Source organism: Kaistella faecalis (assembly GCF_019195395.1).
In the GTDB taxonomy this organism is placed as follows: Bacteria; Bacteroidota; Bacteroidia; order Flavobacteriales; family Weeksellaceae; genus Kaistella; species Kaistella faecalis.
In genome coordinates this window covers 1,069,934-1,083,330 of the sequence record NZ_CP078067.1, presented here as the reverse complement: position 1 = coordinate 1,083,330, position 13,397 = coordinate 1,069,934, and the positions used below count along the sequence as shown (strand labels likewise).

The following is a 13,397-nucleotide window of genomic DNA, read 5'->3' as shown; positions in this document are numbered from 1 at the left end:
TTTAAAAAATCACTTATGAGTTTTCAGGATTTTACCAAATTAGAAGTTTGGATTTCGGCAAGGAAAGTGACTAATTCCATTTATAATATTACCAAATTATTTCCTCAATCTGAGATTTTTGGTATTACAAATCAGATGAGAAGAGGCGCTGTTTCTTTTCCTTCCAACATTGCCGAAGGTTGTGGGAGAAGCACGACAAAAGGGAAATTAGTCTTTTTCTATATTGCAAGAGGTTCTCTTTTCGAACTGGAAACCCAGCTTTATATTTCATTAGATCAAAAATTTATCAATGAAATCACTTTCAGTGAGGTTCTGGAAGAAATTCAAATCTCAAAAAAATTGCTGAATGGTTTTATTAACTACTTTAAAAAATTAGATGATGCAAAATAAGGACGAGCTATATACCAAACACCAAACACCAAACACCAAATACCTAAAATTATCCGGTCTCGAACCTTTAATTATAACGCCCGAATCCAATTTTATTAACGTGGGGGAAAGAACCAATGTAGCGGGTTCTAAGAAATTTCTCCGTTTAATCAAAGAAGAAAATTTCTCGGAAGCACTCGATATTGCACGGCATCAGGTTGATGGCGGAGCACAGATTCTCGATGTAAATTTTGATGACGGACTTCTGGACGGAAAAGCCGCCATGGTTAAATTTTTAAACCTAATTGCTTCGGAACCGGATATTTCCAGAATTCCGATCATGATTGATTCTTCAAAATGGGAAATCCTGGAAGCCGGTTTACAGGTTGTTCAGGGAAAATGTGTGGTGAATTCCATCAGTCTCAAAGAAGGCGAAGAAGAATTTAAAAATCACGCAAAGAAAATAAAACGTTACGGCGCTGCGGTAATTGTAATGGCTTTTGACGAAAACGGACAGGCAGATAATTATGACAGACGGATTGAAATCTGCAAACGATCTTACGATATTTTGGTCAGCGAGATCGGTTTTCCTTCGGAAGATATTATTTTCGATCTCAACATTTTTCCCGTTGCCACCGGAATGGAAGAGCACCGGAGAAATGCACTCGATTTTATTGAAGCCACAAAATGGGTAAAAGAAAATCTTCCTAATGTTTCGGTAAGCGGCGGTGTTTCCAATGTTTCCTTCTCTTTCCGCGGAAACGACCGGGTGCGCGAGGCCATGCATTCAGTTTTTCTGTATCACGCGATTAAGGCAGGAATGAATATGGGAATCGTGAATCCATCGATGCTGGAAGTGTATGACGAAATCCCCAAGGATTTATTGGAATTGGTTGAAGATGTAATGCTTGACAGGAGTGATGACGCTACGGAAAGACTTCTTGAATATTCTGAAAGGGTAAAATCAACAAAAAAAGAAGTCACAGAAGAACTCGAGTGGCGGAAAGAGCCTTTGCAGGAAAGAATTACACACGCGCTGGTGAAAGGAATTGACCGTTTCATTATTGAAGATGTAGAGGAAGCTCGACAGCTTTCTTCAAGACCTTTGGATGTTATTGAAATTAATTTGATGACCGGAATGGGCGTTGTAGGCGATCTCTTCGGAAGCGGAAAAATGTTCCTTCCTCAGGTTGTGAAGTCCGCCAGAGTCATGAAAAAAGCTGTGGCTTATTTGCAGCCTTTTATTGAAGCTCAAAAAGACCAGACCCAGAAAGCGAACGGAAAAATCTTAATGGCAACCGTAAAGGGCGATGTTCACGATATCGGTAAAAATATTGTGAGCGTAGTTTTGGGCTGTAATAATTATGAAATCGTGGATTTGGGAGTGATGGTGCCGGCTGAAAAGATCATTCAGGCAGCGATCGAACACGAGGTGGATGTTATTGGTCTAAGTGGATTAATTACGCCAAGTTTAGATGAAATGGTGCATGTCGCGGATGAACTTCAGCGTAAAAACTTAAAGTTCCCATTAATGATAGGCGGTGCAACGACATCTAAGGCTCATACTGCGGTGAAAATTTTCCCAAAATATTCGCAGCCTGTAGTTCATGTTAACGATGCTTCCCGTGCCGTTGGCGTTGTATCCCAGCTTTTGGATAGAAACAGCGAACAGTTTAAAGCTGATCTGAAGATCGATTACGAAGATTTCAGAGAGAAGTTTCTTAACAGGCAAACTGACAAAGAATATATTACCATCGAAGAAGCCAGAAATCAGAAATTCAAAATAGACTGGGAAAAAGAAGAAATTAAAACTCCTAATCAGCTCGGCATTCACATCATCGAAAATCAGGACTTAAAGGAACTTCTTGATTTTGTGGACTGGACACCTTTTTTCAGAAGTTGGGAACTTTACGGAAAATATCCGCAGATTTTAACCGATGAGATTGTTGGTCAACACGCGACAGAACTTTTCAGTGATGCACAGAAAATTTTAAATAAAATTCTGGAGGAAAAACTCTTTACGGCAAAAGGAATATTCGGAATTTTTCCTGCAAACTCACTTGAAAATGATGATGTTGAGGTGAATGACGAAAACGGAAATGAATTGGCGATCTTCAGGACGCTTCGCCAGCAGCACAAAAAATCAGAAGGCAAGGAATATCTGGCTCTGAGCGATTTCATTGCGCCCAAGACCTCAGGAAAACAGGATTATGTCGGGGCTTTCTGCGTTACTACAGGTTTCGGTACTGAAGAATTGGCTCAGAAATATTACGATGATCAGGATGATTATAATGCGATTATTGTAAAAGCTTTGGCAGACCGGCTTGCAGAGGCTTTCGCGGAGTTTTTGCATCATAAAGTCCGAACAGAATTCTGGGGTTATGCAGCAAATGAAAACTTGGAAAACGAAGATTTAATTGCAGAGAAATATTCAGGAATCCGTCCGGCACCGGGATATCCAGCCTGTCCGGATCATTTGGAAAAACTTACCATTTGGGATTTGCTGAAAGTGAAAGAAAATATTGGAGTAGAACTCACCGAAAGCCTCGCGATGTTTCCGACAGCTGCAGTTTCGGGATATTATTTTGCGAACCCAAAAGCCAAATATTTCGGCGTGGGAAAAATCGCCGAAGACCAACTGAAAGACTTTGCAGAAAGGAAAAATATCGATTTGGAATTTGCCAGAAAATGGCTAAGCCCGAATCTGGCGTAATTCCCGCACGATAATAAAAATATTTAAAAAAAACGAAAAACCCTAGCCCCGATGGAAGTGGCATCCTTTTTTGCCGGCAAAATTTTTCAATTAAGGACAAATATTTCTGGCAAAAAAGATATAACGGACAGCGGGAAAAAGCTTCAAAAATATAATAATTAAAGACTGAGAGATTGCTTGGCTTCGCTCACAACTACAAAATGAAAATTACAGAACATATAAAAAACGCAAACGGAAAAACATTATTCTCCCTCGAAGTTGTTCCTCCCCAAAAAGGAATGGGCATCGAGGATCTCTATAAAAACATTGACCCTCTGATGGAGTTTAAACCTCCGTTTATTGATGTGACCACCTCGCGCGAAGAATATATTTATCTCGACAAAGGAAACGGCCTGATGGAGCGTAAAATTACCAGAATGCGTCCCGGAACGCTGGGTATCTGCTCTGCCATTCAGCATAAATATAATGTGGATACCGTTCCTCACGTTTTATGTGGAGGGTTTTCGATGGAAGAAACCGAGTATTTGCTGGTCGACTGTATGTATCTGGGAATCGAAAATGTAATGGCGTTGCGTGGTGACGCGATGAAAGGGCAGCAGTATTTTGAACCTTCGCCGGGCGGACATAAAAATGCGATGGATCTGGTAAATCAGATGAATGATCTCGGTCGCGGAAAATATCTTCATGATGACGGAAAAATCTGCGATGAGCAAAATAAATTCTGTATCGGTGTGGCGGGTTACCCTGAAAAACACATTGAGGCGCCGTCAATGAATTATGATTTGAAATGGCTCAAAGAAAAAGTGGACGCTGGAGCGGATTATGTCGTAACGCAAATGTTTTTCGACAATAAAAAATTTATTGAATTTGTAAAACAGGCGCGGGAAATTGGGATTAATGTTCCTATAATTCCGGGAATAAAACCAATTGCGGTTAAAAGTCATTTACAGATGCTGCCAAAAGTTTTCAAAATTGATCTGCCGGAAGATCTGATTTCTGCCGTAGAAAAAGCAAAAGACAACACCGCAGTAAAACAGATTGGCATTGAATGGGCGATTAACCAGTGCCGCGAACTGATGGATTTTGGAGTTCCGGTGCTGCATTTCTATTCTATGGGGAAAAGCGATAATATTAAGAAAATCGCAAAAGAGTTATTTTAACAAAAAAGAGGTGAAAATAACTTTTCACCTCTTTTGGTTTCTATTGGTTTAAGAACTTTCCCAGTTTTACCAAATCAGGTTCACTGTTCAGTTTAATCTTATTGTTTTTCAGAAAGTCGTTCAGCGCCTCCTTTTGGGCCGGGAAACTTCCAACCAGATCTTTTGTATTTTTGGGAATTCTCACCATTCCATCTTCAGTTTTAATGAAGTAAATGGGTTTCAATGTTTCAAATTTTGCAGGTGTGCCCGGAATCATTGTATTGGGCGCGGGAACTGCATCGTGAAATTTGGTGATCACTTTCTTCAGAATCCGGTTTTTACCAGATACAATTTCGAAAAAATAGCCGGCAAACTCGTCGCGGGTATTGACCAAAACTAATGTTTTACCATCCTCAAAAGTGAATTTAGGATAGGATTCTTCTCTGGGGATTTCGTAGACATCGTTGTTTGCTACGATTTCTACGGTATCGAGAAAGGTATTATATCGGATAGGAACCGAAGACGATGTATCACCAACTCTTGCGTTTGCAAAACCGGCAGAATAATAAGGAATCCCGTCGATATCCGAATATTTTATTTTCTGCTTGCCATTGTTTACTTCATCGATGAGTTTATCCCATTTTGCATTTCTGGCGATTTCGCTCACGCTGATCTGTTGAGCCTGAAGCGCTAACACGGTAAGCAAAGATAGTAATGTGAAAAATATTTTCATTTTTTAAGTTTTGGGGTTGTACACAAATATACATTATTTGGAATATGTACGGAGACAAAAATTACATGCTGACAAAGCTATATAATTATTTATCTAATCCATCTGGTTATACTTACGCATAAGGTTTTCATAAAAATTCTGAGGAAGGATCCATTTCAGTGGAACGCCAATTTTCTGTCCGAACTTACCAAAATAGTAATGCGCTTTCCACGATTTTTTGGTCAGCAGTTTTTCAATGTAAGCAGCAACTTCTGCTGGTTCTGTGCCGTTATCAACATGAGCATTCATAATTGCGTAAATTTTATCGAAAGTCTTTAGGTAAGGTTCAGAAACTTTTGTTTTTACACGGTTTTCAGCAATTTTTGTTTTAATGTCACCTAGATGAAGTGTACAGACATCAACGTTCCAAGGCGAAACTTCGTAACGGATCGCTTCTGTCACTTTGTCTAGTGCTGATTTTGAGGCAGAATAAAACCCACGGAACGGCAATCCCATTTCACTTCCAATACTCGAGATGTTGATGATTTTTCCGAGTTTCTGTGCACGCATTGATGGTAAAACAGCACTCATCATTTGAACAGAACCTACTAAATTCAGATTAAATAATTTAAGGATTTCTTCCTGCGTGGAATCTTCTACCGCTCCAACCATACCCATTCCGGCATTGTTAATCAGGACATCAATATTTTTTTCTGTCTTTAAAATTTCCGATATGGCATTCTGAACCTGCAGGTTTTCGGTAATATCTGTCGGAATTGTTTTAAAATAGGCGGATTCTACATTTTTGCGGCTTAATCCGAACACGTTGTGTCCCTTTTTGCCCAAGTATTCCGCTAATGCGAATCCGATACCTGTAGAAGTTCCGGTAATTATTATTGTCATTTTACGAGTCGGTTTTGTCTGTAAGTGCTCTGAAATCCTGCCAAAAATCAGGATAGGATTTTTCAACAACTTCAGGATTTTCAATCTTTAAATCTTTAATAAGGCAAAAGGGAGCGAAACTCATTGCCATTCTGTGATCGTTATACGTTTCGATCGATATATTCTCATTAGGTTCGAAAAATTTCACGGAATGGATAGAATCTTCGGTGATTTCGGCGATACATCCGATTTTAAACAGTTCATTCTTCAGTGCCAGCAAGCGGTCGGTTTCTTTTACTTTCAAAGTTTCGAGTCCGGTAATTTCAAAAGGAATATTCATAGCAGTTGCAGTTACGCAAAGGGTTTGTGCAATATCCGGACAGTCATTCATATTTAATGAAATAATTTCAGGGAAATTAAAATAATTTTCGGGCAGCAATGAAATCCTAGATTCTGCACCTTCGGAAATCGTATTTACGCCGAAAAATTTCCAGTAGATTTCTTTAATGATAGAATCTCCCTGGAGAGAATAGGGCTTAAAGCTTTTTAAGTTAATGGTTTCGCGGGAAATAGCCGCCAGTGAATAAAAATAAGAGGCCGAGCTCCAGTCGCTTTCCACGACGAATGGAATGCTTTGAGACTGCTTCTCTGTATGAATATTGGGATCTATTTTAATGATATTTCCTTCCCAATGATTGGTTATTCCCACAGTACGCAGGATTTTCAAGGTCATTTCAAGGTACGGTCTCGAGGTGATTTTTCCGTTAAGCGTTATTTCCAGACCGTTTTCAAGCTTGGCAGCAATCAACAATAGCGATGTAATGAACTGGCTGGAAATATGAGCTGGAATCGTGACGCTGTTTTTTTGAATCTTTTTTCCGGTGATTTTCAACGGCGGATAGCCTTCTTTTTCAAGGTAAGAAATTTCGGCACCCAAATGCCGTAACGCATCGACCAGAAATTTAATCGGACGGTTTTTCATTCGCTCAGAGCCTGTTATGACCACAGTTTTACCTTCCTGGATCGCACAATAGGAAGTGAGAAACCGCATCGCAGTTCCGGCGTGATGAATATCAATTCTTTCGGAATTACTCTGCAGAGCAGCTTGAAGCAACTGGGTATCCTGAGAATTCGACAGATTTTCGATGATAATGTTTTCAAAAAGCTGATGCAGAATCAACAAGCGATTCGAAATGCTTTTCGAACCGCTTATTTCTATAGTTTTGTTCCCAATAACTCTGGATTTTTCTAAAAACATTTAATAAGTTATGTGTTATTTCAGTTTCTCGTTATTCTGGTGACGTGCTGAATCTCTTTCGGTTTTAAGTTTCATTTTCTTATCGAAAGCTTCCTGCAGGTTGGTTCCGGTTTGGTTGGCCAAACATAAAGTCACGAATAAAACATCGGCCAGTTCTTCGCCCAAATCCTTGGTTTTATCGCTTTCCTTTTCGCTCTGTTCACCATATCTTCTGGCTATAATTCTGGCAACTTCGCCTACTTCTTCGGTCAGCATTGCCATGTTCGTGAGCTCGTTGAAATAACGGACCCCCACAGTTTTTATCCATTCATCTACCTCTTTCTGAAGTTTGGTAATTTCCATATATTATTGATATGCACCCATCGTTGGGGAAGCGGTTCTGGAAATTTTCACAACGTCTAGAGGAACCGTCGCAGCTACAGCAGTACTTCCTTCCCCCTTCGCAGGCGAATCTTCACTTACCCTTAAATTCATTTTTTGGGTAAAATAATTCATAAATTTCGGATCCTTATTCGTAATGGAATTTGCAGTTGCGTAAGTTGCTTTTGCACCGTACTTAAGCAGCGAATAATTGAATTCTGTGGTAAAAACCTGCCCGGAAATTGGTTTAAGTTCAACCATGTTTTCAGCGTAACCGTAAATAATTGAATTATTCACCTTTAAAGTTAACGGCCCGTTTTCCAAAGTTGTTCCGTTCTGGTATTCGTTGGTTGCATAAATTCCGAGACCGGGAAGCGCAGCGTTAAAGTCCCAGTAATTCGCCAAAGTGGAATGCGTGATATTGTAATTTCCGCCTTTGAAAATCCCCACCGCTGCTTCGCCACAGTTATTCATAACTAAATTTGATGCATTGATGTTTGATTTCACTGCGAAAATCCCGTATTCCTGGAAAGTGTGAACTATGGTGTTGGTGATTACTGCCTGTGTTTCGTTCATTTCCAGACCTCTTGTTCCGCCGAAAACTTTTGCATAATTCATATTAAGGTGAGAACCGGTTTCGAATCTAATTCCGTTCCAGTTTTTCGGGATGGTATCGTATCTTGAATCGTTTCTGTCACCACGGAAGATTACTTCCTGATTCAGATCTCCCAGCACATTGAGGTTCGCATTTTTAGAAATCTTCAAACCGCTGTTTTTATGGAAATATACTTTCGTTCCTTTCTGAATATCTAAAGTTTTGCCCTCGGCAACCGTGAGGTCGCCAAAAATTATTTTTGCTTTTTCCTTCGTCCAGTTGGTGTCTGTATCTAAAACATTAGGATTTGTTTCGCTCTGAATATAGAACTCCGCATCCTGAACTACCGAAAATAAGGTTACATGCTGGTTTCCTGCGGGAGTTTGGATCTGAATCTGGTCTTCTGCAATCGCTTCGGGCGCGTTGGCAACCGGCGCAATTTCTACAAAAACATATAGACTGTCTTTTTTTCTCAGCGGAATATTGCTGAAATCGGTACCGGCTTTCCCATCCACATTAATTCTGTAAAGAGAAGAAGAGCCGCTTTGCAAGGCAATACGCGGAATCATCACATCCTTATCTTCGTCATTGTAAATTTTCACCGCATAAGTTTCGGATCTCACCTGGTTGTACACGGTATCCAGAAAAACGGTATCCGCCGAAAAACGCAGCAGTTGAGAAGGACTGTCGAAGGTGATGTCGTCTCTGTTGCACGATACTGCTGTTAACAGCATCCAGAATGAAAAAGCGAAAAGGATTTTTATTTTATTCATTGAATGAGCGGAATAGATATAAGTTTCAAATTTAATTAAAAATGTTGAACCTAAAAATTTTAAAATTATCAATCTGAGTATTTGCAGATTAAAAAATTAATTGTACTTTTGCCGTCTAAAATTAGCAGAGGAATATCCATTACTACTTCTGAAGCAAAACTTTAATTTATTAAAATTTTTATTATGAAAAACGGAATCCACCCGGAAAACTATAGACTTGTTGTTTTCAAAGATATGAGTAACGACGAGATGTTTCTTTGCAAATCTACTGCAGATACCAAAGATACAATTGAATACGAAGGAGAAACTTTCCCATTGGTGAAAATGGAAATCTCTTCAACTTCTCACCCATTTTACACTGGTAAAGTGAAATTGGTTGATACTGCAGGTAGAGTTGATAAATTCATGAACAAGTACAAAAAATTCTCAAAATAATATTGAGGTTTTTTACCCATATAAAGGTCTTTCAGGTTTCTGAAAGACTTTTTTTATTGTAATTTTGAAATCATAGAACTTAAATCTTATTTTTATGCAGCTTGTTTTTTCTGATGCCCAGTTCTGGGAAGATTTTTTACCGCTTACTTTCACACGACCCGTAGCAGAAATGCGTTGCGGCATTTTAACCTTCAGCGAAAGATGGCAGAAACTGTTAGATATAAGTTCAGTTTCGTTTCTCACGGAAGACTATCTGCAGGAAAAATTCAGAAAACCCGAAGATGTTGAAAGTCTGTTTGTTGTTCCTAATTTTCTTCCTGAGGCTGAGGTTTTAAAGCAGATTAAGGATTTGAAATTAGGCGAAGCTCTTGTATACGAAAACGAACTCTTGGCCGCCAGAATCAATATGAAGAATTTTTCTCTGAACCAAATCGAGAAAATGACCGATGTTCACGAAGGCGTGCTTTTCTTCAAACAACCGACGGATCTATTTTCATACAACGAAAAAGCCATCAATTTCGATTTTGAGTTGCTGACAAGAGGAAGAGTTTCCGCCGAACTGTCAAATACCAATGGCTTCCTGGGTGAAGCACAGGATCTGTTTATTGAAGAAGGCGCTTCTGTAGAATTCTCAACTTTAAACACCAAAACCGGGAAAATTTATATTGGCAAGAACGCAGAAGTGATGGAAGGCTGTAATCTTCGTGGCCCAATCGCGCTTTGCGAAGAATCGAAGTTTAATTTGGGAGCAAAAATTTACGGTGCAACCACCATCGGTCCACAGTCAAAAGTGGGCGGTGAAGTGAATAATATTGTGATTTTCGGATATTCCAATAAAGGTCACGATGGATTTATAGGAAATTCCGTGATCGGCGAATGGTGTAATCTCGGTGCAGACACCAATTCATCGAACCTTAAAAACAATTATGCTGAGGTTAAACTTTGGAATTACAGAACCAAAAGATTCGCCAACACAGGTTTACAGTTTACCGGATTAATTATGGGCGATCATTCGAAAAGTGCGATTAATACACAGTTTAATACAGGAACAGTAGTGGGAGTGGCAGCCAATATTTTCAAAAGCGGCTTTCCGGCCAACCTGATCGAAAGTTTTTCCTGGGGCGGAATGAAAGGCGATGAAAAATTCAAACTTGAAAAGGCGTACGAGGTTGCCGAACTCGCAATGGCACGCAGAAAAGTTCCATTTACCGAAAAAGACAGGAATATTTTAAAATATATCTACGCCGAATATTAATTCCGCGGGTTTTTCGGCAAAGCTCAAATTGCGTATCTTTACAAAAATTTTCTCACTTAAACCGTTTATAGCATGCAACTGTACAACACTTTAAGCGCAGAAGAAAGAGCTCAGTTAATTGATGAAGCCGGTAAGCAGCGCCTTACTTTGTCTTTCTATGCGTACGCCAAAATCTCAGATCCCAAAAAATTTCGCGACGAATTATTTATAGCCTGGAACGCACTCGATGCATTAGGCCGTATTTACGTTGCCCATGAAGGAATCAATGCTCAGATGAGTATTCCTGCAGAAAATCTGGAAGCTTTCCGCGATACGTTGGAAGTATACGATTTCATGAAAGGAATCCGCCTGAATGTCGCTGTAGAGCATGACGATCATTCGTTTTTGAAACTTACGATTAAAGTCAGACATAAAATCGTTGCCGACGGTTTAAACGACGAAACTTTCGATGTAACCAACAAAGGAGTTCATTTAAAAGCTAAAGAATTTAATAATTTACTCGAAGATCCGAATACGATTGTGGTTGATTTCCGTAATCACTACGAAAGTGAAGTCGGTCATTTCGAAGGCGCGATTACTCCTGATGTCGAAACGTTCAGAGAAAGTCTGCCGATTATCAACGAGCAATTACAGGATTTTAAAGAAGATAAAAACCTTTTAATGTACTGTACTGGAGGAATCCGTTGTGAAAAAGCGAGTGCTTATTTCAAACATCAGGGGTTCAAAAATGTATTTCAGCTTGAAGGCGGAATCATCGAATATACGCGCCAAATCAAGGAAGAAAATATTGAAAGTAAATTTATAGGGAAAAATTTTGTGTTCGATCACCGCTTGGGCGAGAGAATTACAGACGATATTGTTTCCCAGTGTCACCAGTGCGGAAAACCGTGTGATAATCACACTAACTGCGCGAATGACGGCTGTCATTTACTTTTTATCCAGTGTGATGAATGTAAAGCGGCGATGGAAAACTGCTGTTCGGAGGAATGTCAGAATATTATTCATTTGCCTTTAGACGAGCAGATTAAATTAAGAAGAGGAATTCAGGTTGGAAATAAAATTTTCCGGAAAGGTAAATCTGAGGCTTTGAAGTTTAAAAAGAGCGGTGATCTTCCAAATAAACCTTTGGCAAAAGCTGAAACAACCAATATCCGCCAAAAAATTTCGGTGAAAAAAGTTCTCCTCGGAAAAGCTGAACATTACTATACAAAATCTAAAATTGCTCAGTTTTTAATTGAGAATGATGAGCTTTCAATTGGAGATAAAGTTCTGATTTCCGGTCCAACAACAGGGGAACAGGAAATGATCATTACTGAAATTTTCGCGAACGGAAACTCGTGTGAGAGCGCGAAACCCGGAGATCAAATTACTTTCCCCATTCCTTTCAGAATTCGCCTGAGTGATAAATTATACAAAATTTTAGCGTAATGACAGCAAGAGGAACGATAGAGTTGATGTCACCTGCAGGTGATTTTACTTCGCTGCAGGCAGCATTGGATAACGGTGCGGACTCGGTTTATTTTGGAGTTGAACAGCTGAACATGCGGGCAAGAGCTTCCATGAATTTCACTATTGATGATTTGCCGGAAATCTCCAGAAGATGCGCTGAAAAGGGCGTAAGAACTTATCTCACTTTAAATACAATCGTTTACGACCACGATTTATCAATCATTAAAGTGCTTTTGGATAAGGCCAAAGCCGCAAATCTTACTGCGGTTATTGCGATGGATCAGGCGGTGATTTCTTATGCGAGGCAAATAGGAATGGAGGTTCATATTTCCACCCAAATCAATATCACTAACATAGAAACCGTGAAATTTTATGCGCTTTTTGCGGATACAATGGTGATGAGCCGGGAACTTTCCATTTCTCAAATCAAAAAAATCTGTGATCAGATCGTTAAAGACGATGTTCGTGGTCCATCAGGAAATTTGGTTGAGGTTGAAATTTTCGGTCATGGAGCTTTGTGCATGGCGGTTTCCGGGAAATGCTATTTGAGTTTACACTCTCATAATTCATCCGCAAACAGAGGTGCCTGCAAGCAGAATTGCCGTAAAAAATATACTGTAATCGATCAGGAATCCGGCTTTGAAATAGAGCTTGATAACGAATATATGATGTCGCCGAAAGACCTTTGCACCATTGGCTTTTTGGATCAGATCAATGATGCCGGCGTGAAAGTTTTAAAAATCGAAGGCCGCGGAAGAGCCCCTGAATACGTCGCCACCGTAACTAAATGTTACAGAGAGGCAATCGACGCACTAGCGGACGGAGCTTTCAGTCAGGAAAAAGTTGACGAATGGATGAAACAGCTGGGAACTGTTTACAACAGAGGATTTTGGGACGGTTATTATCTCGGTCAGAAACTGGGCGAATGGTCCGATACTTCCGGTTCAAGTGCTACGCAGAAAAAAGTATATGTAGGAAAAGGCAGGACATTTTACGCCAAATCAAATATTGCAGAATTTTTAATCGAAGCTTACGATGTCAATGTAGGCGACCGCGTTTTGATTCAGGGACCAACAACCGGTTCTCAGGAAATGGTTCTGGAAGCGATGCAGGTAGATCAAAAACCGGGTGATTTAAAAGCTTCGAAATCTGATATTATTACATTTAAGACAGATTTCAGAATACGCCCTTCAGATAAACTTTATAAAATCGTTGAGAATAACTGATGGTGATTGTTACGCTGCAGCGCGAAAAATGTATCGGGTGTAATTACTGCGTCGAATTCGCGCCCGAATATTTCCGGATGTCGAAGAAAGACGGGAAATCTGTACTGCTGAAAACTGAGGACAGAAAGGGTTTTTATACTTTGAAAACACCTCATTATTCGGCTTTTGAAACTTGTGAGAAAGCTGCGAAAGCATGTCCCGTAAAAATAATTTCGGTAAAAGAAATCTGAT

13 protein-coding genes are annotated in these 13,397 nt (G+C 39.7%); 8 read left to right on the top strand and 5 right to left on the bottom strand.

The genetic code is table 11. From position 1 onward, the window contains the following. Positions 1-15 precede the first annotated feature (15 nt). The 3 genes from KTV93_RS05220 to metF all read left to right on the top strand — a co-directional run bounded on the left by KTV93_RS05220 (position 16) and on the right by metF (position 4,242). A complete protein-coding gene (locus KTV93_RS05220; protein ID WP_218250250.1) occupies positions 16-390 on the top strand; it encodes a four helix bundle protein in 375 nt (124 codons plus the stop codon). Next, positions 377-3,082 (top strand): methionine synthase, encoded by a 2,706-nt coding sequence (gene metH, locus KTV93_RS05215; RefSeq protein ID WP_230259213.1) that lies wholly within the window; start codon positions 377-379, stop codon positions 3,080-3,082. The genes KTV93_RS05220 and metH overlap by 14 nt, the downstream gene beginning before the upstream one ends. 200 nt (positions 3,083-3,282) lie before the next feature. Beyond that, positions 3,283-4,242 carry a methylenetetrahydrofolate reductase [NAD(P)H] gene (gene metF, locus KTV93_RS05210; protein WP_218250249.1) on the top strand — a complete coding sequence of 320 codons (960 nt, stop codon included), beginning with the start codon at positions 3,283-3,285 and terminating at the stop codon, positions 4,240-4,242. A 40-nt stretch (positions 4,243-4,282) separates the two neighbouring features. Here the strand turns inward: metF and KTV93_RS05205 are convergent, their stop codons facing one another. The 5 genes from KTV93_RS05205 to KTV93_RS05185 all read right to left on the bottom strand — a co-directional run bounded on the left by KTV93_RS05205 (position 4,283) and on the right by KTV93_RS05185 (position 8,801). Next, the gene (locus KTV93_RS05205) at positions 4,283-4,954 is read right to left on the bottom strand and encodes a hypothetical protein (protein ID WP_218250248.1); all 672 of its coding nucleotides are present in this window, start codon (positions 4,952-4,954) and stop codon (positions 4,283-4,285) included. A gap of 93 nt (positions 4,955-5,047) precedes the next feature. Further along, a complete protein-coding gene (locus KTV93_RS05200) occupies positions 5,048-5,836 on the bottom strand; it encodes an SDR family oxidoreductase (RefSeq protein ID WP_218250247.1) in 789 nt (262 codons plus the stop codon). Between the two features lies 1 nt (position 5,837). Continuing rightward, on the bottom strand, positions 5,838-7,073 hold the full coding sequence (locus tag KTV93_RS05195) for a 3-phosphoshikimate 1-carboxyvinyltransferase (RefSeq protein ID WP_218250246.1): 1,236 nt from the start codon (positions 7,071-7,073) through the stop codon (positions 5,838-5,840). Positions 7,074-7,088: 15 nt separating this feature from the next. Beyond that, positions 7,089-7,415, bottom strand: coding sequence for a nucleotide pyrophosphohydrolase (locus tag KTV93_RS05190; RefSeq protein WP_218250245.1), 327 nt, complete (start codon positions 7,413-7,415; stop codon positions 7,089-7,091). Between the two features lie 3 nt (positions 7,416-7,418). Continuing rightward, positions 7,419-8,801, bottom strand: coding sequence for a hypothetical protein (locus KTV93_RS05185; RefSeq protein ID WP_218250244.1), 1,383 nt, complete (start codon positions 8,799-8,801; stop codon positions 7,419-7,421). 183 nt (positions 8,802-8,984) lie between these two features. Here KTV93_RS05185 and KTV93_RS05180 point away from each other — a divergent pair, with 183 nt between their 5' ends. The 5 genes from KTV93_RS05180 to KTV93_RS05160 all read left to right on the top strand — a co-directional run bounded on the left by KTV93_RS05180 (position 8,985) and on the right by KTV93_RS05160 (position 13,396). Then, entirely contained in the window at positions 8,985-9,236 is a 252-nt protein-coding gene (locus tag KTV93_RS05180) for a type B 50S ribosomal protein L31 (RefSeq protein WP_218250243.1), read from the top strand. A 94-nt stretch (positions 9,237-9,330) separates the two neighbouring features. Continuing rightward, positions 9,331-10,491: a GlmU family protein gene (locus KTV93_RS05175; RefSeq protein ID WP_218250242.1), complete on the top strand. Its 1,161-nt coding sequence runs from the start codon at positions 9,331-9,333 to the stop codon at positions 10,489-10,491. 72 nt (positions 10,492-10,563) lie between these two features. After that, the gene (gene trhO / locus KTV93_RS05170; protein WP_218250241.1) at positions 10,564-11,919 is read left to right on the top strand and encodes an oxygen-dependent tRNA uridine(34) hydroxylase TrhO; all 1,356 of its coding nucleotides are present in this window, start codon (positions 10,564-10,566) and stop codon (positions 11,917-11,919) included. Then, on the top strand, positions 11,919-13,166 hold the full coding sequence (locus KTV93_RS05165) for a peptidase U32 family protein (RefSeq protein WP_218250240.1): 1,248 nt from the start codon (positions 11,919-11,921) through the stop codon (positions 13,164-13,166). The genes trhO and KTV93_RS05165 overlap by 1 nt, the downstream gene beginning before the upstream one ends. Further along, complete coding sequence (locus KTV93_RS05160; RefSeq protein ID WP_218250239.1) at positions 13,166-13,396, top strand: ferredoxin; 231 nt, start codon at positions 13,166-13,168, stop codon at positions 13,394-13,396. The genes KTV93_RS05165 and KTV93_RS05160 overlap by 1 nt, the downstream gene beginning before the upstream one ends. Position 13,397: the final 1 nt, after the last annotated feature.